Origin of the sequence: Pantoea sp. GD03673 (genome assembly GCF_029844725.1) — a bacterium.
Classification (GTDB): Bacteria; Pseudomonadota; Gammaproteobacteria; order Enterobacterales; family Enterobacteriaceae; genus Pantoea.
The window spans coordinates 333,693-352,571 of sequence record NZ_JAOCKJ010000006.1 but is presented as its reverse complement, the minus strand read 5'-3'; the positions used below and the strand labels follow the sequence as shown (position 1 = coordinate 352,571).

The 18,879-nt window shown below is 56.4% G+C and carries 20 protein-coding genes and 1 other RNA gene; 6 read left to right on the top strand and 15 right to left on the bottom strand.

Features of this window, described 5'->3' with window-relative positions; genetic code table 11:
• Positions 1-24 precede the first annotated feature (24 nt).
• Positions 25-924 (bottom strand): LysR family transcriptional regulator, encoded by a 900-nt coding sequence (locus N5J69_RS14045; RefSeq protein ID WP_013359142.1) that lies wholly within the window; start codon positions 922-924, stop codon positions 25-27.
• A 129-nt stretch (positions 925-1,053) separates the two neighbouring features.
• Here N5J69_RS14045 and N5J69_RS14040 point away from each other — a divergent pair, with 129 nt between their 5' ends.
• Complete coding sequence (locus tag N5J69_RS14040; protein WP_279771112.1) at positions 1,054-1,758, top strand: pirin family protein; 705 nt, start codon at positions 1,054-1,056, stop codon at positions 1,756-1,758.
• Positions 1,759-1,809: 51 nt separating this feature from the next.
• Here N5J69_RS14040 and dolP read toward each other — a convergent pair whose 3' ends face one another.
• The 4 genes from dolP to N5J69_RS14020 are packed head-to-tail and all read right to left on the bottom strand — an operon-like array spanning position 1,810 to position 5,379.
• Positions 1,810-2,382: a division/outer membrane stress-associated lipid-binding lipoprotein gene (gene dolP / locus N5J69_RS14035; RefSeq protein ID WP_013359140.1), complete on the bottom strand. Its 573-nt coding sequence runs from the start codon at positions 2,380-2,382 to the stop codon at positions 1,810-1,812.
• Between the two features lie 14 nt (positions 2,383-2,396).
• Positions 2,397-2,984, bottom strand: a complete 588-nt coding sequence (diaA, locus tag N5J69_RS14030) for a DnaA initiator-associating protein DiaA (protein WP_279771111.1) — start codon at positions 2,982-2,984, stop codon at positions 2,397-2,399.
• Positions 2,985-2,998: 14 nt separating this feature from the next.
• On the bottom strand, positions 2,999-3,394 hold the full coding sequence (locus N5J69_RS14025) for a YraN family protein (RefSeq protein WP_279771110.1): 396 nt from the start codon (positions 3,392-3,394) through the stop codon (positions 2,999-3,001).
• A complete protein-coding gene (locus N5J69_RS14020; RefSeq protein WP_279771108.1) occupies positions 3,352-5,379 on the bottom strand; it encodes a penicillin-binding protein activator in 2,028 nt (675 codons plus the stop codon). The genes N5J69_RS14025 and N5J69_RS14020 overlap by 43 nt, the downstream gene beginning before the upstream one ends.
• A gap of 62 nt (positions 5,380-5,441) precedes the next feature.
• On the opposite strand from N5J69_RS14020, the gene rsmI reads away from it, so the two are divergent.
• Together rsmI and rnpB are read left to right on the top strand one after the other, a co-directional pair.
• Positions 5,442-6,308, top strand: coding sequence for a 16S rRNA (cytidine(1402)-2'-O)-methyltransferase (rsmI, locus tag N5J69_RS14015; protein WP_279771106.1), 867 nt, complete (start codon positions 5,442-5,444; stop codon positions 6,306-6,308).
• Positions 6,309-6,341: 33 nt separating this feature from the next.
• Positions 6,342-6,720: RNase P RNA component class A (rnpB, locus tag N5J69_RS14010), an RNA gene on the top strand.
• 412 nt (positions 6,721-7,132) lie between these two features.
• Here the strand turns inward: rnpB and N5J69_RS14005 are convergent.
• The 10 genes from N5J69_RS14005 to N5J69_RS13960 form a co-directional block, all read right to left on the bottom strand.
• Entirely contained in the window at positions 7,133-8,107 is a 975-nt protein-coding gene (locus N5J69_RS14005; protein WP_279771105.1) for a glutathione S-transferase family protein, read from the bottom strand.
• A gap of 76 nt (positions 8,108-8,183) precedes the next feature.
• Positions 8,184-8,594 (bottom strand): DoxX family protein, encoded by a 411-nt coding sequence (locus tag N5J69_RS14000; protein WP_279771104.1) that lies wholly within the window; start codon positions 8,592-8,594, stop codon positions 8,184-8,186.
• A gap of 202 nt (positions 8,595-8,796) precedes the next feature.
• On the bottom strand, positions 8,797-9,081 hold the full coding sequence (locus N5J69_RS13995; protein WP_150013541.1) for a YqjK-like family protein: 285 nt from the start codon (positions 9,079-9,081) through the stop codon (positions 8,797-8,799).
• Positions 9,081-9,476: a phage holin family protein gene (locus N5J69_RS13990; RefSeq protein WP_279771103.1), complete on the bottom strand. Its 396-nt coding sequence runs from the start codon at positions 9,474-9,476 to the stop codon at positions 9,081-9,083. The genes N5J69_RS13995 and N5J69_RS13990 overlap by 1 nt, the downstream gene beginning before the upstream one ends.
• 2 nt (positions 9,477-9,478) lie before the next feature.
• Positions 9,479-9,784, bottom strand: a complete 306-nt coding sequence (locus tag N5J69_RS13985; RefSeq protein ID WP_089414886.1) for a YqjD family protein — start codon at positions 9,782-9,784, stop codon at positions 9,479-9,481.
• A gap of 35 nt (positions 9,785-9,819) precedes the next feature.
• Entirely contained in the window at positions 9,820-10,194 is a 375-nt protein-coding gene (locus N5J69_RS13980; RefSeq protein WP_279771102.1) for a DUF1090 domain-containing protein, read from the bottom strand.
• 192 nt (positions 10,195-10,386) lie between these two features.
• Entirely contained in the window at positions 10,387-10,734 is a 348-nt protein-coding gene (gene mzrA / locus N5J69_RS13975; protein ID WP_279771101.1) for an EnvZ/OmpR regulon moderator MzrA, read from the bottom strand.
• Positions 10,734-11,408, bottom strand: coding sequence for a DedA family protein (locus N5J69_RS13970; protein WP_098052313.1), 675 nt, complete (start codon positions 11,406-11,408; stop codon positions 10,734-10,736). The genes mzrA and N5J69_RS13970 overlap by 1 nt, the downstream gene beginning before the upstream one ends.
• A 323-nt stretch (positions 11,409-11,731) precedes the next feature.
• Positions 11,732-12,508: a transcriptional regulator ExuR gene (gene exuR, locus N5J69_RS13965; protein ID WP_279771100.1), complete on the bottom strand. Its 777-nt coding sequence runs from the start codon at positions 12,506-12,508 to the stop codon at positions 11,732-11,734.
• A gap of 86 nt (positions 12,509-12,594) precedes the next feature.
• Positions 12,595-13,899 (bottom strand): MFS transporter, encoded by a 1,305-nt coding sequence (locus tag N5J69_RS13960; protein WP_279771099.1) that lies wholly within the window; start codon positions 13,897-13,899, stop codon positions 12,595-12,597.
• Between the two features lie 398 nt (positions 13,900-14,297).
• Between N5J69_RS13960 and uxaC the strand changes: the two genes are divergently transcribed.
• Genes uxaC through N5J69_RS13945 form a run of 3 tightly spaced genes read left to right on the top strand, consistent with a single transcriptional unit; the run spans position 14,298 to position 18,659 of the window.
• Complete coding sequence (gene uxaC / locus N5J69_RS13955) at positions 14,298-15,713, top strand: glucuronate isomerase (protein ID WP_279771098.1); 1,416 nt, start codon at positions 14,298-14,300, stop codon at positions 15,711-15,713.
• 2 nt (positions 15,714-15,715) lie between these two features.
• Positions 15,716-17,164, top strand: a complete 1,449-nt coding sequence (locus N5J69_RS13950) for a tagaturonate reductase (protein WP_279771097.1) — start codon at positions 15,716-15,718, stop codon at positions 17,162-17,164.
• A gap of 4 nt (positions 17,165-17,168) precedes the next feature.
• Positions 17,169-18,659, top strand: coding sequence for an altronate dehydratase family protein (locus N5J69_RS13945; protein ID WP_279771096.1), 1,491 nt, complete (start codon positions 17,169-17,171; stop codon positions 18,657-18,659).
• Positions 18,660-18,879: the final 220 nt, after the last annotated feature.

The following is an 18,879-nucleotide window of genomic DNA, read 5'->3' as shown; positions in this document are numbered from 1 at the left end:
TCGCCCTGAACCTGTATCAGGCGTTTAGTTTTTCTTCGCCAGCAGGCGGGGGATCTCGCGCAGGCACCAGGATTTGGCTTCGCCCATGCTGTCACGCCGCCACGCCATAATAATATCGACCTCGCGGGTATATTCCGGGCTCACGACCCGCAGACGACCTTCAGCGATATCCTGCTCCACTAACGAATAGGGCATGGTTGCCACGCCCAGGCCCGCCAGCAGCGCACGGCGCTTGTCGTCCATGCTGCTCACCGTCAGACGCTGCTGCTTGTCCAGCAACTGCACGGTCAGCACCGGACGCTCACGTGCGGTATCTGCTACTGCAATGCCACGGTATTTCACCCGCGTCACTTCAGACTGCGGTTCAGGCTCGTTATGAATCGGGTGATCCGCACTGGCGACGTAAACGCTCATCATGGTGTACAGCTTACGGGTATTGATTTCGGTTGAGGCGCGGAAGTGCATATCGGGGGCAATCACGATATCGGCCCGGCCCTGTTCCAGCCGTTCCCAGGCCCCCGCCAGCACTTCAGTAACCAGAGAAAACTGCGTGTTGGCTTTATCGGCCAGCCGCGTCACCAGGGGAAAGAGTGCATCGATGGGCACCAGCGCTTCGGTAACGATAGTCAGATGGGTTTCCCAGCCACGCGCCAGCGCTTCCGCATCGGTGGTGAGCTTATCGGCCGCTTCCAGCAGTACACGACCCCGCTCCAGCAGCATGCGTCCCACGTTGGTAAATTTGGTGCGGTGACCGGAGCGGTCAAACAGCACCACATCCAGCTCCTCTTCCAGCTTCTGCATGGTGTAGCTGAGGGCGGAAGGGACGCGGCCCAGTTCATCCGCCGCTGCGGCAAAACTGCCACGGCGATCAATCGCATCCATAACGCGTAAAGATTCAAGGGTTAACGCACGCTCTTTAGCCATCCCGGTTCTCTGTCAGGAAATTTGAACTTGCCGGGCAGATTAACTGGCTAACAATCCGGCGTCCAGACTTTTACCATGAGTGCATAAAGTCCGTGGCCGATCCTCGCCACCGGATGCCGGAGGTAAATAATGATAACGACACGCAGTGCGTCCGCATGTGGTCAGGCCGATTTCGGCTGGTTACAGGCACGCTACAGTTTCTCTTTTGGCCACTATTTTGATCCTAAACTGATGGGCTACGCGTCGCTGCGCGTACTGAACCAGGAAGTGCTGGCACCGGGTGCCGCTTTTCAGCCGCGCACCTATCCACAGGTCGATGTGCTGAACATCGTGCTGCAGGGTGAAGCTGAATACCGTGACAGTGAAGGCAACACTGTCAGCGTGCGGGAAGGTGAGGCGCTGTTGCTCTCTGCTCAGCAAGGTGTGAGTTACACCGAAATTAATCTGAGCAAAGAGCAGCCGCTGACACGCATGCAGCTCTGGCTCGCCGCCTGTCCGGAGCGTGAAAACCCGCGTATGCAGAAAATTGCCCTGACGGAAGGCCGGTTGTCCCAGTTGATCGCCTCGCCGGATGGCACAGACGACAGCCTGCAACTGCGTCAGCAGATGTGGATTCATCAGGTTGTGCTCGCTCCGGGCGAACACTACTCGCTGTCGATTCAGGGGCCGCGAGCCTATCTGCAGTCGATTCACGGTTCGCTGGAGGCGATGTCCGGCACGGATCATCAGGAGAAGCTGGGCTGTGGGGATGGGGCTTTTTTGCAGGAAGAGAAGCTATTGCAGCTGAAGGCGAAAACCGCAACCCGTGCGCTGGTTATCGACATCCCGGTCTGACAATCGGGCAATAAGAAAGGCGGCCCTGGCCGCCTTTTTGTGTATTGGATGTTACTTCAGCATGGTAAAGGCGGTAGTGACGTGCTTCACGCCGCTGACACGGCTGGCGACATCCGCCGCAGCCTGCGCTTCCTGTTGTGTCACCAGACCCAGCAGGAACACTTCGCCATTCTCCGTTGTCACCTTCACGTTGGATGATTTCACCTGATCGCTGCCCAGCAGCTGCGAGCGGATCTTGGTGGTGATCCAGGTGTCTGATGAGGTGGTGCCCAGCGTCACTTTCTGGCCAATGCGGATCTCATTATAAACCTCGGTTGCGCCATCGACGCCCATGGTGATCTGTTTGGCACGATTGGCAATTTCCTGCGAGGGTGCCTGACCGGTCAGCAGCACTTTGCCCTGATAAGCAGTGGCGATGACGCGGGCATCAGTTTTAATCTGCTGATCTTTTGCCAGCGCGTTAGTCACGCGTAGCTCCAGGGTGCCGTCATCAACCTGCGTTCCCACCGAGCGGGGATCGGTAGCCGTTTTGGTGGCAACCGCTGCGCCACCAGCGACAACCGCAACGCAGCCCTGCAGCAGCATGGCGGTTAACAGAATAGCTATAGCATTCAATGCTTTCATTCGTGCTCCTTCGGTCATTCCTGATGGGGAAAGAGAGTGTTATCGATCAGATCGCATAAGCAGTTAACGGTGAGCATATGCATCTCCTGAATACGGGCGCTGCGGTGCGACGGAATGCGGATTTCCACATCATGCGGACCCAGCAGTCCGGCGAGCTCTCCGCCATCATACCCGGTAAGCGCAACGATAGTCATATCGCGTGTCACCGCCGCTTCGACGGCCTTAACGATGTCGCGGGTGTTACCCCGGGTTGAGATAGCCAGTAACACATCGCCTGCATGTCCCAGTGCACGCACCTGCTTGGCATAAATTTCATCGTGCAGACGGTCGTTGCCAATCGCTGTCAGCATCACGTTGTCTGCACTTAACGCCAGCGCTGGCAGGCTGGGACGCTCGGTCTCGAAACGGTTGATCATGCTGGCGGCGAAGTGCTGTGCATTGGCGGATGAAGCACCGTTGCCACAGCTCAGGATTTTATTGCCATTCAGTAACGACTGCACCAGCGTCATGGCCGCACGGGAGATGGCATCGGGCAACGCCTCGGCTGCGGCAATCTGGGTTTGAATACTTTCGGTAAAACACGCTTTAATTCTTTCCTGCACACGACCACCTGGTTCTAAACGTCTGCATTAAAGGCATTCGGCAGCCACTCGAGCGCCGTGCCGGTAATGGCGATGATGTCGAAACGGCAATTCACTGTTTCAAAACTGCCGCCGCGTTGCGCCAGCCAGAGAGCGGCAGCGCGCAGCAGCTTTTGTTGTTTATTCCGGGTGACGCTGGCGAGTGCGCCACCATAACGCGCATCGCGCCGGTAGCGGACTTCAACAAACACCCAACAGTGCCCGTCCCGCATGATCAGGTCAAGTTCACCGTTGCGAAAGTGAACATTACTGGCGACCCATATCAGGCCAGCCTGCTCCAGATAGCGCCGGGCATTTTCTTCATGCCCGGCACCTGTCTGACGGCTATTTAATTGGCCGGTGCGATTTCGCCCCGACGATACTGGTTCCATGTCAACTTCCTGTTGATCACACAATCCGTGTCGGCACTGAGCTTGCCGGTGTTGCCATCCAGCGTGAAACCGGGTGACTGACGCATCTGGTTAAAGTGATTCGCCAGCGTCCAGGCATCCATTCCCATGGCATAGAGACGCACCAGCGAATAGTCATTATTAAATGACTTTGACGTCTGCTGCATCAGGCCAGGGTTGCTGCCGGAGAGCAGGGGAATATCGCTGAACTGCAGGCCATCCATTTCCAGACGGAAGTCCGGGCCGGCACCCGCCTGCGCGCTGCGCGAGCTGGCGTAGAGCGAAATGTTGCTGCGACTGCCGGTGCGCATGGTAATCATGGGTTTGATCAGCTGCAGTTCATCCTGCGTTGAGACGATGTAGACCGCATCGACGCCGCCACCGCTGCTGGTGCTGACCACATCTGGCGTGCCCTGCTCAGGTGCCGGAATGGTCAGGCCCGCAATCGTAACGCCCTGTGGTTCGGCGGGTGCCGCATTCACTGGCGTACCCGATAAGCTGATGCCCGCGCCGCTGTTAATGCCCTGTTTCAGCTCAGATGTCGATCCAAAGCGCTGCTGCATGACCGTGCTGCCACCCAGCGTCTGCCACTCCTGAGCAAAGGCGTTGGTCACACGATCGCCCAGTCCACTCCGCGGCACCAGCAACAGCGGCTGGCGTTTGCCCTGATCCCAGATATGGTGCGCGGCATCGCGCGCTTCGTCTTCAGGAGAAAGCGCAAAGTAGCACATATTCGGATGGTTCTGGATCTTCTCCGGCTCGTTAAGCGCCAGCACATTCAGTGGCGTCTGGCTGTTGGCGACCTTCTCAACGTTGCTCTTCAGCAGCGGACCGACCACGATAGTGGCACCATCCTGCTGTGCCTGCTGCATCACCTGCTCAATCGGCTGACTGCTGGTGTCATAGACCTTGATCTGCGCATTGCTGGCCGGTGCGGCGGCGGCAGGCTGAGACTGAGGCTGCGCCTGTGAGGTGGCATCAGCCGCCTGCTGTTGCGGTGCGCTGATGGGGTCAGAAGCTGAGCCTGCGACCGCAGCCGGTTGCGTGCTGGCCGTTGCATCGGCAGAGGCAGGCTGGGCAGCAGCAGGCTGAGCGACTGGTGCGGAGATGCCGTTCTTCGCATCGTTGAAGCCTTTCTGGATGGCATTGGCAAACACCTGCGCCTGGCCGTTCAGTGGCAGCAGCAGTGCGATGATGCTGGTAGATGCTTTGGTGTAGTTCTGCATCTGACTTAGCTGCGTTGGCAGCGTTTTGGCCGCCGGGTTCTGCGGATAGCGGGTCTGCCAGTCTTTGATGCCGGATTTCAGCATCTCACCGTCCTGCGCGTTAGCACGCCAGACCGCGAGCAGATCGAGCCAGCCCTGCAGCACGTTTTCGTCGGCATTAATCACCAGGTTGCTGGCTTCCTGCGGCGACATCTGCGTCAGTGTCTGCCAGGTCGCGTCAATGTTGGCCTGATGATCGGTGCCTTTCAGCAGCGGCTCCTGCGCAATATAGGTGCGCAGCAGCGAGAGTGAAGGGCGGCCCTGTGCGCTGGCGATCTGCAGGCTGTAATAACGCGCCAGCTGATCCTGCGACAGCGAACCGGTTTTAACTTGCGCTAACAGGGGGTCAGCATCTTTTGTTTTCTGCTGTGAAATCAGCAATTGCGCTTTCAGCAGCAGGCTTTCCTGTTGCTGCGTCTCTGAGAGTTGCTGCGGCAACTGGCTCAGTTGCTGCGTCGCTTCAGGATACTTTCCTTCCTTCAACAGGGCGCGGATTGCAAGTAATTGCCAGTCGGTCTTGCTATCATCGCTGCTTTGCTGCGCTTGCTGCAGATAGTAAGCGGAGCTGGCGGTGACTGGCCCCTGAATATTGACGGTTGAGGTTTGCGGCCCCTGACCGCTACATGCGGCTAAAATCAGCCCAGCAAGAATGACAGGCAGAAAGCGTCCTGCTTTATGACGAACGACTTTTGAAGGAAGCATACTGTATCCAGTGATGTTTTTTTCAAGATGCTCAATATTAAATCGGCAATTCGGATGAAACAATGAAACAACTCGATCGGGCAGAGATTTCTGCCAGCACGCTCTACATCGTTCCAACCCCGATTGGTAATTTGGGTGATATCACCCAGCGGGCGCTGACGGTGCTTTCGAGCGTCGATCTGGTCGCTGCGGAAGATACACGTCATACCGGGCTGTTGCTACAACATTTCGCCATCAATGCGCGACTCTTCTCACTTCATGACCACAACGAGCAGCACAAGGCTGAACTGCTGTTAACGAAGCTGCAGGAGGGTCAAAGCATAGCCTTAGTTTCTGATGCTGGCACACCGCTGATTAACGATCCGGGCTACCATCTGGTGCGTCGCTGCCGTGAAGCGGGCATCCGTGTGGTGCCGCTGCCGGGTGCCTGCGCTGCCATTGCCGCATTAAGTGCCGCAGGACTGCCATCCGATCGTTTCTGTTACGAAGGGTTTCTGCCCGCCAAAACCAAAGGCCGTTGCGATGCATTGCGGGCGCTGGTGCAGGAGCCACGCACGCTGATTTTCTATGAATCGACCCATCGTCTGATCGACAGTCTGCAGGATATGGTGAGTGAGCTGGGGGCTGACCGTTACGTTGTGCTGGCGCGAGAGCTGACCAAAACCTGGGAGTCGATTCACGGTGCGCCGGTCGGTGAGCTGCTGGCCTGGGTTAAAGAAGATGAGAATCGTCGCAAAGGCGAGATGGTGCTGATTGTTGAAGGGAAAAAGGTTGAGGACGACGACGCGTTACCGGCCGATGCGCTGCGAACGCTGGCGCTGCTGCAAAAAGAGCTGCCGTTGAAACGCGCGGCTGCATTGACCGCTGAGATCCATAGCGTGAAGAAAAATGCCCTTTATAAGTATGCACTGGAGCAGCAAGAGGCGTGACAAACGTCGGCGAATGTCCTATTATCCCGCGCCGAAGCTGACCAGACAGTCGCCGCTTTGTCGTCGTCCTCACGTGTGGGGAGACGGGCAGAGGGGAGGAAAGTCCGGGCTCCATAGGGCAGGGTGCCAGGTAACGCCTGGGAGGCGCAAGCCTACGACCAGTGCAACAGAGAGCAAACCGCCGATGGCCCAGAAATGGGATCAGGTAAGGGTGAAAGGGTGCGGTAAGAGCGCACCGCGCGACTGGCAACAGTTCGTGGCACGGTAAACTCCACCCGGAGCAAGGCCAAATAGGGGTTCACAAGGTACGGCCCGTACTGAACCCGGGTAGGCTGCTTGAGCCAGTGAGCGATTGCTGGCCTAGATGAATGACTGTCCACGACAGAACCCGGCTTAACGGTCAGCTTCGGCTTCTTCTGAAAACCCCGCTCTGGCGGGGTTTTTGCTTTTCGGTCGACGTACAGGCAACGATGAATGCCTGTCCACGACGCGCTTTATAAAAGAACGCGGCTTAACGGTCAGCGTCGGCTTCTTCTGAAACCCCCGCTCTGGCGGGGTTTTTGTTTTGCGGGAGACGTACGGGAACGATGAATGCCTGTCCACGACGCTCTTTATAAAAGAACGCGGCTTAACGGTCAGCGTCGACTTTTTCTGAAAACCCCGCTTTAGCGGGGTTTTTGCTTTTCGGTCGACGTACGGGCAACGATGAATGCCTGTCCACGACGCTCTTTATAAAAGAACGCGGCTCAACGGTCAGCGTCGACTTCTTCTGAAAACCCCGCTTATGCGGGGTTTTTGCTTTTCGGCAGCTAACAGCAGGCCGCTTAACCGCGGCCGTGCGGCTCATCCCAGTCAAACGCCGGACCCAGTGAAATGACGCCGTTCGGGTTGATGGTTTTGTGGCTGCAATAGTAGTGATGGCGGATATGCGGCAGGCTGACCGTTTCTGCAATGCCCGGCATCTGATAGATGTCACGCAGGAAACCGCTGAGGTTTCTGTAATCGCTGATCCGGTGACGATCGCATTTGAAGTGGGTCACATAGACCGGATCGAAGCGCACCAGCGTCGTCCACAAACGCAGATCCGCTTCGGTCAGCTGATCGCCGGTGAGATAGCGGTGCTGTCCCAGGATCTGCTCCAGCCGCGACAGCGAATGAAACAGCGCAGTCACAGCCTCGTCGTAAGCGGACTGCGACGTGGCAAAGCCTGATTTATACACGCCGTTGTTGACCGTATCGTAGATCCAGCTATTCAGCTCATCAATCTTTTCCCGCAACGCAACGGGATAGTAGTCACCGGCACGGGCTCCGACCGCATCGAAGGCACTGTTGAACATGCGGATGATATCAGCCGACTCATTGCTGACGATGGTGTTCTGCTGCTTGTCCCACAATACCGGAACAGTTACACGGCCACTGTATTGCGGATCGGCGTGCAGATAGAGCTGATAAAGAAACTCGTTCTGGTAGAGCTTATCGCCGGTCGCATCCGGGAAGGTGTCATCGAACGTCCAGCCATTCTCCAGCATCAGCGGATGAACCACGGAGACATCGATCATGCTATCCAGGCCCTTCAGCTGACGCATCAGCAACGTGCGGTGCGCCCAGGGGCAAGCCAGCGAGACATAAAGATGATAGCGGTCACGCTCGGCGGCAAATCCCGCTTTACCTGCCGGACCAGCACTGCCATCCGCAGTCACCCAGTTGCGAAAAGCCGATTCTGAACGCCTGAAACGTCCGCCGGTAGATTTGGTGTCGTACCAGGTGTCATGCCAGACACCGTCAATTAACTGTCCCATAATGGCTCCAATGCAAACAGGGCGGGGAAATTTCCCCGCCCTGTTAAGTATATGTGGCAATGCGCTTTATGTGAGATTAGCGCGTAATCGCCTGTGGGTTTCTTTTGCTGATCAGGCGGTCAATGCTATAGGCACCAGGACCCACCAGGCCTAACACCAGGAAACCACCGGCGATAGAGAGGTTCTTCATGAACATCAGCTGATTCACGCCTTCGGCAAAGTTACTGTGAAACAGAAACGCGGTCAGGATGGTGAAACCGGCAGTGAACAGGGCGGTGAAACGGGTCAGGAAACCAAACAGAATGGCCAGACCGCCACCAAACTCCAGCAGAATAACCAGCGGCAGCATAAAGCCAGGCACGCCCATCGCTTCCATATATTGCTGGGTGCCTGCGTAACCGGTGATTTTGCCCCAGCCAGCCGTAATGAACAGGATTGGCATCAGGATGCGAGCCAGTAACAAACCAACGTCTTCGAATTTTTTCATCATTTACTCCAGCACTATCAGGGATGCAGGGCAAACTGCCCGCAGGGTTTATGCCCGCTGAAAGCAGTTCTGCATTCATTGGGTTGATAGCTGGAGATGATAATCGCGGCGTGGAAAGGTTGTAAGCGAGATAAACTGTCAGTGTTCTTCAGAAATTCTGATGAAGAAAAGCCGGCCTTTTCAGGGCCGGCTTTAAGCAGGATTAACGCGGGGGCAGGGCGGACTTGATCATGCGCCAGGTGCTCCATGCACCGAATCCCCGCTTTGCCCAGCGCAGCAGCTTGTTGGGACTGCGAATGGAGTAAACAGCCAGGGCGCTGCTGCCGATGGCCAGATAGCGACGTAAGCTGAGGAAAGTAAACCAGCCGCGATCGTAGTGGGCGGTGCCTTCCAGCCAGTCACGCCGCGCAGCGCTTAAATCCAGCCGCTGCTGCTGCACATGCTTAAGCAGTTCATGGATGCGTTCTTCACGCTCGCGGCGGCTCATCAGCGCTGGTCCTCAAGCAAATTACGGTCTGTCTCCAGCTCTTTGCGCGTGTGGCGCAACAGCGTGGACTGACGTGATTTGTGAAGCGTCCAGAACCCGAAAATAACAGCCAGCAGGAAAAGCGTGCCTGTCGTGATGCCAATGGCCATCAGACGGTACTGCGCATCCACTGCCCAGATGATCAGCACCATCAGGCTCATCAGACCAAATGCGGTAAACAGCATTGTCAGGCCAACCATCAACAGCAGCTGTATCAGGTTCGCTTTCTCGTGCTCCAGTTCCACCACTGCCAGACGAACACGCGTCTCGACCATGCCAACCAGCGTGGTCACAATGCGCTGGCCGATGTTGATGACCCCTTTAGCCGGGCCGTGGTTATGCTGTGAGTCAGTCATAATTATCGACGCGAAATGAGCATGCCCAGTGCGACGCCAATCGCTGCACCGATACCCACGCCATGCCATGGATTTTCACGCACATAGCCTTCCGCTTTCTGCGCCGCTTCGCGGGTCGTCGCCGCAATACGCTCGCCTGATTCGCCAAGACGTTCACGTGAGCTATCCAGCGCCACACGCGCTTTATTGCGAAGTTTATCCAGCTCGCCTTTGGATTTTTCAGTGCTGCTGCTCAGCACTTCTTCCAGGGTGTCGGCAAGGTTTTTCAGTTCAGCACGCAAATGTTCCGATGATGTGTCTTTAGACATGAAATACTCCTTTAACATCAGTTGGTTAATTCCGATTAATAGGGCTCCGCCTGCAACTTTTTAAGCTCCCGGCGTGCTTCATCCAGTTTTTCCTGTCGCTTAGCAATTTTTTCCCTGTCGTGGCCCTCTTCACGCTCTTCCTTTAATGCGTGCTCACGCTCAGCAACTTTCTGCTTCTGAGCATTAATTCTTTCCAGATGAGCGGCCTCGAGCTTTTTATCACTGCAATCTGCCCGGACTTCGGTCAGCGCGCGCTCCAGTCCGTTAACCCGGCGCTGGTTGTTATGCTTCTGCGCCACCCCGATCTCACGCTGAATATCCTGTTCTTTCTGCTCACAAAGCGATTCTGCCGCCAGCAGCGAACCCGACAGCGAAAACAGTACGACACCCAACATTACTTGATATTTCATCGGTCCTGGACCCTTCCTTTGCGACCTGATCCCCCATCATCCGTGTCATCGTGTGATTTCGGCTGCTGAGAATCGACTCTCGGTTAAGCATAGACAGCGATAGTAAAAAGTTCAAAGAAGACCGGGAGATAGAGTGGCTTTCAGGCCGCCACATCATGCTGTGGCGGCCTGAAAAGAAAAGAGACGGGCTGATTACGCGAGGGAAAGGTGCTGAGCGTGCTCGTGCTGGGCCACAATAAAGCCCTGTGGCAGCAGGCGGCGTAATACTTTTTGCGCCGCCAGGCTTTGCTCTTCGCTGTCAAAATGGATGATAAGGGCGTCACCCGCAGGTGTGATGCTTTTAATCCGAATACCCTGCGCACTTAATTGCTGATAGAGATAAAAGCCATCAGGCAGCGTTGCGCCAGCATGAGAAACCCGAATCTGCACTACCGTCTCGTGCTGCATCAGAGGAGGGACGACGCAAAGTGCGATCAGCGCGAGCGCGCCAGCAATCAACCACGGTATCCACCGTTTAGGAATAGCCTGCAGCAGTTTCATTACTCGGCTTTCCCGTTTTGATTCGCCTGACGCTTACGCCATAACACCACCAGCGATCCCACCAGACCAAAGACCAGCAGCGCCAGTGGCAGCATCATCAGGAAGAACATCATTTCATCTTCGTAACGACGGAAAATCGGGGTTTTACCCAGCGCAAAGCCGATAACGGTCAGAATAACGACCCAGAGGAAAGCACTTACCCAGTTGAAGAACTGAAAGCGGGCATTGCTGAGGCCTGATAATCCGGCGATGGTCGGCAGCAGGGTTCGCACAAACGCGATAAAGCGCCCAATCAGCAGCGCAGACAAGCCGTGGCGATGGAACAGGCTGTGCGCACGCAGATGATACTGGGCGGGAAGATGTGAGAGCCATTTCTGCACCGTGGGCGTATTGCCCAGCCAGCGGCCCTGAATATAGCTTACCCAGCAGCCAAGACTGGCGCCGGTGGTTAAAACCAGAATCGTCAGGGGGAAACTCATGGTGCCTTTGGCAATCAGAACGCCGACCAGAATCAGCAGACTGTCACCCGGCAGAAATGCGGCAGGAAGAAGGCCATTTTCCAGGAACAAAATCATAAACAGCACGCCGTAAATAGCCCATACCAGCGTGGGATCGGAGAGGGTTTCATAATCCTGTTGCCACAGGGCATGCAGCAACGCTTGCAAAATATCCATCAATCATTCCTGAACATCATTGTTAAACATGTCCCACAGGGACTTAAACGCAGACCGGCATTTCGTTATAAATTTTAGGAGCGCAGCCTGGGCGGGATTTTCCGGATCCTTCCAGAATTGATTGTTAAATCAGCGACTTTATAACCCCCTGTCGCAAAGGGTAATAAAAGGGCGATAACTGTAACAAAATTCGCCTGTCTGAGACAGGAAAACTCGCTGGCGAACAGGAGTTTTACCTTGTGAAACGGCGTGTAAAAAGGAGCTTTACATGACCTGACACTATTGCAGATTAACTGACCATCTCAGGATGTTTTCAGGCTCTTTTAGCGGGCGTTACTTGACCCGTCAGGCAGGATGACCGGATTCTCACCAAACATGTAACGGTCCACGTTAAATTCAAAATCATCCGCCGTCGCGTTAAACAGCATCTGCTTAGTATTTTCCAGATGTTGCCACATTGCCAGTTTGCTGGCGGCGGGATCTTTACGCATCAGCGCTTTGAGAATCTGATCGTGGTCGTCGCACCAGCTAAGAATGCTGCGCTGGTCGATGTGTTCGTGAAGTTTAAGCCAGTAGGGATTGTGCAGACGATGCAGCCACATTTTTTCAACGATGGCGGCTAAGGCACTGTTCTGGGTGGACTGTGCGATACGCACATGAAACTGCATGTCCCACTCGGAGTCGCGGAAATGATCCTCCTGGCGGGCTTTTTCCTGAATCGCCATCAGGTCGATAATGTCCTGACGCGTCACCTGGGTGGCGGCGAACTCTGCCACATTGCTCTCAATCAGCTGGCGCGCCTGCAGCAATTCAAACGGACCAAAGGTGGCGAATTCCAGCTGGCTGCTGGTGGCGGCCACGCGATTCTGCTGCTGACTGGCGATAACATGAATACCGGAGCCTTTGCGGACTTCCACATAGCCTTCAACTTCCAGCATGATGATCGCTTCGCGGACAACGGTGCGGCTCACTTCCATCTCTTCGGCAATCAGGCGCTCAGCTGGCAGTTTGTCACCCACCGGATAGCGTCCGGTTTCAATGCGGCTTTTTAGCTCGCTGGCCAGCTGTTGATAGAGTCGACGGGATTCAGTGAGGTCCATAGCACAATCCTGATAGCAGACAGATAAGTTGTTATACCACTTCAGGACGTGCGAGGAAATGGGCTGGCGCAGGCCAGCCATGCAGATCAATTGTGAACGGCGCTGGCCTGCGGAATAACCGCTTCAGCCTTCAACTCTGAAATGGGTTTATTTTTCAGAACCGTCCAGATAACGACAGCACCCAGCAGATCAAACACTGCCAGCGCGGCAAACAGCGGGCTGAAGCCCAGCGTATCGGCCAGTGCTCCGACGACCAGCGCAAACAGGGTACTGGCGGTCCAGGCTGCCATGCCGGTTAAGCCGTTAGCCGTAGCCACTTCGTTGCGGCCGAAAACGTCTGACGACAGGGTGATCAGCGCGCCAGAAAGGGCCTGATGCGCAAAGCCACCGACGCACAGCAGCCCAATGGCGATGTAGGGACTGGTGAACAGCCCGATGGTGCCGGGAGCAATCATTAACACCGCGCCCATTGTCACCACCAGCTTACGGGAAACAATCAGGTTAACGCCAAACCAGCGCTGGAACAGCGGCGGCAGATAGCCACCCAGGATGCAGCCAAAGTCGGCAAACAGCATCGGCATCCAGGCGAACATCGCAATCTCTTTCAGATTGAAGCCGTAAACTTTAAACATGAACAGAGGGATCCAGGCATTGAAGGTTCCCCACGCCGGTTCTGCCAGAAAACGCGGCAGCGCAATGCCCCAGAACTGGCGATTGCGGATAATCTCCAGCGCCGACATTTTGCGGGTGTTACCGGTCTGATGCTGCGCTTCCTGACCGGAGATAATGTAGTCGCGCTCTTCATCGCTCAGTTTCGTCTGCTGTTTCGGGTGCTTGTAAAACACCAGCCAGCAAAGCGCCCAGGCCATGCTCAGCACGCCGGTAATGATAAATGCCATCTGCCAGCTGTGCGCCATAATCGCCCAGACCACCAGCGGCGGTGCCAGCATCGCGCCAATAGACGAACCGACGTTAAAGTAGCCTACCGCAACCGAGCGCTCTTTGGCCGGAAACCATTCGCTGCTCGCCTTAAGACCGGCCGGGATCATCGCCGCTTCTGCGGCACCGACTGCGCCCCGGGCCAGAGCGAAGCCGCCCCAGCTGCCCGCCATCGCCGTGGCGGCACAGAATATCGCCCATAATACGGCAAACATGGCGTAGCCAACTTTGGTGCCGAGCAGGTCCAGTACATAACCGGCTACCGGCTGCATCAGCGTGTAGCAGGCTGAATAGGCTGCCACAATGTAGGAGTACTGCTGCGTGGTGATATGCAGCTCTGTCTGTAATGTCGGGGCTGCCACGGCGATGGTGTTGCGGGTCAGATACCCCAGCACCGTTCCGAGCGTCACCAGTCCAATCATGTACCAGCGTAACCCTTTTATCTTACGCATCCTCTACCTCTTCCAGTTCTGTATGCGGTCTTGCCGCTGTTGTTATCTGGAGCGGGACAGCACGTGATGCAGTTTGCTCACGCCCGCAGGTCCTGTATCAGCAACCCTGTTATGACCTTGCCATTTGTGGGCCGCTAACGGCCTCACGATAGGGCGAGAGCCTAACTTGTTATACAACTTTAAAAGTTGAGAGCCATCACAAAAACCCTTTCTGTGCTGTGGGATACTGGAAACCTGCGTAATGACAGCCATTTAGCGCGCTGCGGGCGACAGAAATATCCATAACGGCACCCGGCTACCGTCGTTTATGTGAGTAGGATCGCAAATAAATCCGTATCGGGCTGAAATTGGTATGATAACTTTGGGCCATCTGTGGTTCCGTCGATGAGGAAGCTTGTATGTCACGTTTCATGACCGAGGATTTTTTACTGGATAGCGAATTCGCCCGTCGTCTTTATCACGACTACGCGAAGGATCAGCCCATTTTCGACTATCACTGCCACTTACCGCCGCAGCAGATTGCCGAAAATTATCGCTTCGCCAACCTTTATGACATCTGGCTGAAGGGCGATCACTACAAGTGGCGGGCGATGCGCGCCAACGGCGTGGCTGAGGCGTTCTGTACCGGTAACGCCAGCGATCGTGAAAAATTTGACGCCTGGGCCCGCACCGTGCCGCACACCATCGGCAACCCGCTCTATCACTGGACTCACCTGGAATTGCGTCGCCCTTTTGGTATTACCGATACGCTGCTTTCTGAGAAAACCGCTGACAGCATCTGGCATCGCTGCAATGAACTGCTGGCACAGGATAGCTTTACCGCACGCGGCATCATGCAGCAGATGAAGGTGAAGATGGTTGGCACCACGGACGATCCGCTGGATGATCTGCGCCATCATCGCGCACTGGCAGACGATGCCAGCTTCAGCGTCAAAGTGCTGCCGAGCTGGCGTCCCGACAAAGCCTTTAATATTGAAGCGGAAACCTTCCTGCCGTGGATCGAGACGCTGGAGCAACTGACCGACATCAGCGTGCAGCGCTTTGACGATCTGCGCAGCGCATTGCATCAGCGGCTGGATCACTTCGCCGCACACGGTTGTAAGGTTTCCGATCACGCGCTGGATGTCGTCTGTTACGCCGAGGCGGATGACGCCACGCTGGATGCAATCCTGGCGCGTCGTCGTAGCGGTACTGCGCCGAATCCGCAGGAAACGGCACAGTTCAAAACGGCGGTACTGGTCTGGCTGGGCAGCGAATATGTCCGCCGTGGCTGGGTACAGCAGTATCACATTGGCGCATTGCGCAACACCAACCCGCGCCAGTACCAGCTGCTGGGACCGGATGTGGGCTTTGATTCCATCAACGATCAGCCGCTGGCGGAACCGCTGGCACGCCTGCTGGGCGCACAAAATCTCAATAACGCGCTGCCGAAAACCATTCTTTACTGCCTGAACCCGCGTGATAACGAAGTGCTGGCCACGATGGCAGGCAACTTCCAGGGCGAAGGTCAGGCGGGGAAAATGCAGTTCGGTTCGGCCTGGTGGTTCAACGATCAGCTGGACGGTATGCAGCGTCAGATGACCCAGCTGGCGCAGATTGGCCTGCTCAGCCGCTTCGTCGGGATGCTCACCGACAGCCGCAGCTTCCTTTCCTACACTCGTCACGAATATTTCCGCCGGTTGCTGTGCCAGATGATGGGCCGCTGGGTAGCGCAGGGGGAAGCACCCGCCGATGAAGCGCTGTTAGGCCAGATGGTACAGAACATCTGCTTCAACAATGCCCGCGATTACTTCGGCATCGAACTGGGAGCCTGATAATGAAAAGGCTAAACCGCCACGACTTTCCGGGTGCGGTCTATCGCGACCGGGTGATCCAGTTCGGCGAAGGTAACTTTCTTCGCGCTTTCATTGACTGGCAGATCGACTGGCTGAATGAACATCAGGGCACCGATGCCGGGATTGTGGTGGTGCGGCCGCGCAACCGTGAAGTCCGCGACAGCCTGAATCAGCAGGATGGCCTTTACACCACGCTGATTCGCGGCCTGAACGATCAGGGCGAGCAGGTCAGCGAAACCCGGCTGATCCGCAGCCTCAACCGTGAAATTCAGCCCTGGCAGCAGTTTGGTGAGTTTATGGCACTGGCGCGCAATCCCGATCTGCGCATGGTCTTCTCCAACACCACCGAAGCGGGCATTGCTTTTGTCGGCACAGACCAGCTCACCGATCAGCCCGCCAGCAGTTTCCCCGGCAAACTGACGCAGCTGCTGTGGGCGCGCTATTCCCACTTCGGGGGGGCCAGCGACCGGGGCTGGCTGGTGGTGCCGTGCGAGCTGATTGACCACAACGGCGATACGCTGCGTGATTTGGTGCTGCGTTACGCCGACCACTGGCATCTGCCATCAGAATTCAAAACCTGGCTTCATCAGCACTGTGCCTTTTACAACACGCTGGTCGACCGCATCGTCACCGGCTTTCCGGCAGAAAGCGAGCAGTTGCAAAGTGAGCTGGGTTATGACGATCGCTATCTGGTGGCGGGCGAAGTCTACTACCAGTTTGTGATTCAGGGACCGTCGGCGCTGTTCAGTGAACTGAAGCTGGCGGCGCTGTCACCGCAGGTCCGGCATGTGGATGACATTGCGCCCTATAAAGCGCAGAAAGTGGCGATCCTGAATGGCGCGCATACCGCGATGGTGCCGGTGGCTTTTCTGGCCGGGATTGAGAGCGTGGGGGAGGCAATGGCCGATCCGGCGATTGCCGGTTTTGTCGATAACCTGCTGCGTCACGACGTGATCCCGACGCTGGGTCTGCCGGATGATGAACTGCACGCCTTTGCCGACGCGGTAAAACGTCGCTTCCGTAATCCCTTTATTCGCCATGCGCTGCTGTCGATTGCCCTCAACGGCATGACCAAGTTCCGCACGCGCCTGCTGACGCCCCTGCTTGCCGCCCATCAGCAAACCGGCGTGTGGCCGACGCACATCACCTTTGCACTGGCGGCGCTGATAGCTTTCTACCGGGGTGAGTCAGCCGGAAAAAGCTGGCCATTACAGGATGAGCCGCAGTGGTTACAGCGCTATGCCGACGGCTGGAAAGCGGTTGATGCAGACCAGATGTCACCGCAACAGCTGGTACACGGTGTGCTCAGCGACGCACAACACTGGGGCGAAGATTTAACCCGTCAGCCCGGACTGGCTGCGATTGTTACCCGACACCTGCAAAATATCATCGCTCACGGCATGCGTGAGGCGCTGAATCAACTGAGATAACGCTATGCAAGACGCAATTAAAATTGATCCCCGCGACAACGTCGCCGTGGCGTTACGTGACTTAGACGCGGGTGCCACAATTGAGCTGCCGCCACTGCATGTGTCGCTGCAGCAGGCGGTCGGACGCGGGCATAAATTTGCCCTGCAGCCAATCGCGCAGGATGAGCTGGTAATCAAATATGGGCTGCCGATTGCCCATGCCACACAGCCTGTGGCCGCCGGTGAGGTCATCCATTCGCAGAATGCCCGCACGAATCTCAGCGATCTGGATCAGTATGCCTATCAGCCCGATTTTGTGACGCTGCCGCCGCAGCCGGGTGATCGTGAGGTACAGATCTACCGTCGCGCCAGTGGCGAAGTCGGCATCCGCAATGAGCTGTGGATCCTGCCGACTGTCGGCTGCGTCAACGGCATTGCGCGTCAGATTCTGCAGCGCTTTCTGAAGGAGACGCAGCAGGCAGAAGACATCGACGGCGCGTTCCTGTTCAGTCACACGTTCGGCTGCTCGCAGCTGGGGCAGGATCACGAAAATACCCGTACCATGCTGCAGAATATGGTGCGCCATCCCAACGCGGGCGCGGTGCTGGTGATTGGTCTTGGCTGCGAAAATAATCAGGTCGATGCGTTTCGGGACACCCTCGGCGCATTCGAAAGCGACCGGGTCGAATTTATGGTCTGCCAGCAGCATGATGACGAGGTGGAAGCCGGCCTGGCGCGTCTGCATGCGTTGTATGAAAAAATGCGCCATGACCGTCGCGAGCCGGGCAGACTCAGTGAGCTGAAGTTTGGGCTGGAGTGCGGCGGTTCGGACGGCTTTTCGGGCATCACCGCAAACCCGTTGCTGGGGCGATTCTCGGACCAGATGATCGCCAATGGCGGCACCACCGTGCTGACCGAAGTGCCAGAGATGTTTGGCGCAGAGCGCATCCTGATGAGCCGCTGTCGCGATGAAGAAACCTTCCGCAAAACGGTGGCGATGATCAACGACTTCAAACAGTACTTTATCGATCACCAGCAGCCGATCTACGAGAACCCATCGCCGGGCAACAAAGCGGGCGGCATCACCACGCTGGAGGAGAAGTCGCTGGGCTGTACCCAGAAGGCGGGGCAGAGCCAGGTGGTCGATGTCCTGAAGTATGGCGAACGGTTAAAAACGCCGGGGCTGAATCTGCTGAGTGCGCCGGGAAATGATGCGGTCGCCACCAGTGCGCTGGCGGGGGCGGGCTGCCACATGGTGCTGTTCAGTACCGGACGTGGCACGCCGTATGGTGGTTTTGTGCCAACGGTGAAGCTGGCGACCAACACACCACTGGCAGAGAAAAAACCGCACTGGATCGACTTTAATGCCGGACGGTTGATTGAGGGGATGAGCATGGATGCGATGCTGGAAGATTTTGTCGACAGCATTGTGGCGATTGCCAGCGGTCAGCCGACCAACAACGAAAAGAACGATTTCCGCGAGCTGGCGATTTTCAAAAGCGGGGTGACGCTCTGAACAAAAACGACCCGCCAGAGTGCGGGTCGTTTCAGACTGTTGAGAAGCCCATATGGGGCAAATACAGCAGCAATGAATAAGCTCAACGCGCAGGGAACACGGTCAGAGGAGAAAAGCGTCCCGCGCCATAGATGGCGGTTTTTGCGACTTCCGATCTGGCCGTGTTCCCTTCGCAGGGTCGGCCTCACCGCCACCGGGCCGGACTTTATCAACAATACTA

What these genes read in the sequence shown, in the direction of transcription:
- N5J69_RS14045 (WP_013359142.1), bottom strand. Translation starts at nt 924, where the DNA reads ATGGCTAAAGAGCGTGCGTTAACCCTTGAATCTTTACGCGTTATGGAT.
- N5J69_RS14040 (WP_279771112.1), top strand. Translation starts at nt 1,054, where the DNA reads ATGATAACGACACGCAGTGCGTCCGCATGTGGTCAGGCCGATTTCGGC.
- dolP (WP_013359140.1), bottom strand. Translation starts at nt 2,382, where the DNA reads ATGAAAGCATTGAATGCTATAGCTATTCTGTTAACCGCCATGCTGCTG.
- N5J69_RS14025 (WP_279771110.1), bottom strand. Translation starts at nt 3,394, where the DNA reads ATGGAACCAGTATCGTCGGGGCGAAATCGCACCGGCCAATTAAATAGC.
- N5J69_RS14020 (WP_279771108.1), bottom strand. Translation starts at nt 5,379, where the DNA reads ATGCTTCCTTCAAAAGTCGTTCGTCATAAAGCAGGACGCTTTCTGCCT.
- rsmI (WP_279771106.1), top strand. Translation starts at nt 5,442, where the DNA reads ATGAAACAACTCGATCGGGCAGAGATTTCTGCCAGCACGCTCTACATC.
- N5J69_RS14005 (WP_279771105.1), bottom strand. Translation starts at nt 8,107, where the DNA reads ATGGGACAGTTAATTGACGGTGTCTGGCATGACACCTGGTACGACACC.
- N5J69_RS14000 (WP_279771104.1), bottom strand. Translation starts at nt 8,594, where the DNA reads ATGAAAAAATTCGAAGACGTTGGTTTGTTACTGGCTCGCATCCTGATG.
- N5J69_RS13995 (WP_150013541.1), bottom strand. Translation starts at nt 9,081, where the DNA reads ATGAGCCGCCGCGAGCGTGAAGAACGCATCCATGAACTGCTTAAGCAT.
- N5J69_RS13990 (WP_279771103.1), bottom strand. Translation starts at nt 9,476, where the DNA reads ATGACTGACTCACAGCATAACCACGGCCCGGCTAAAGGGGTCATCAAC.
- N5J69_RS13985 (WP_089414886.1), bottom strand. Translation starts at nt 9,784, where the DNA reads ATGTCTAAAGACACATCATCGGAACATTTGCGTGCTGAACTGAAAAAC.
- N5J69_RS13980 (WP_279771102.1), bottom strand. Translation starts at nt 10,194, where the DNA reads ATGAAATATCAAGTAATGTTGGGTGTCGTACTGTTTTCGCTGTCGGGT.
- mzrA (WP_279771101.1), bottom strand. Translation starts at nt 10,734, where the DNA reads ATGAAACTGCTGCAGGCTATTCCTAAACGGTGGATACCGTGGTTGATT.
- N5J69_RS13970 (WP_098052313.1), bottom strand. Translation starts at nt 11,408, where the DNA reads ATGGATATTTTGCAAGCGTTGCTGCATGCCCTGTGGCAACAGGATTAT.
- exuR (WP_279771100.1), bottom strand. Translation starts at nt 12,508, where the DNA reads ATGGACCTCACTGAATCCCGTCGACTCTATCAACAGCTGGCCAGCGAG.
- N5J69_RS13960 (WP_279771099.1), bottom strand. Translation starts at nt 13,899, where the DNA reads ATGCGTAAGATAAAAGGGTTACGCTGGTACATGATTGGACTGGTGACG.
- uxaC (WP_279771098.1), top strand. Translation starts at nt 14,298, where the DNA reads ATGTCACGTTTCATGACCGAGGATTTTTTACTGGATAGCGAATTCGCC.
- N5J69_RS13950 (WP_279771097.1), top strand. Translation starts at nt 15,716, where the DNA reads ATGAAAAGGCTAAACCGCCACGACTTTCCGGGTGCGGTCTATCGCGAC.
- N5J69_RS13945 (WP_279771096.1), top strand. Translation starts at nt 17,169, where the DNA reads ATGCAAGACGCAATTAAAATTGATCCCCGCGACAACGTCGCCGTGGCG.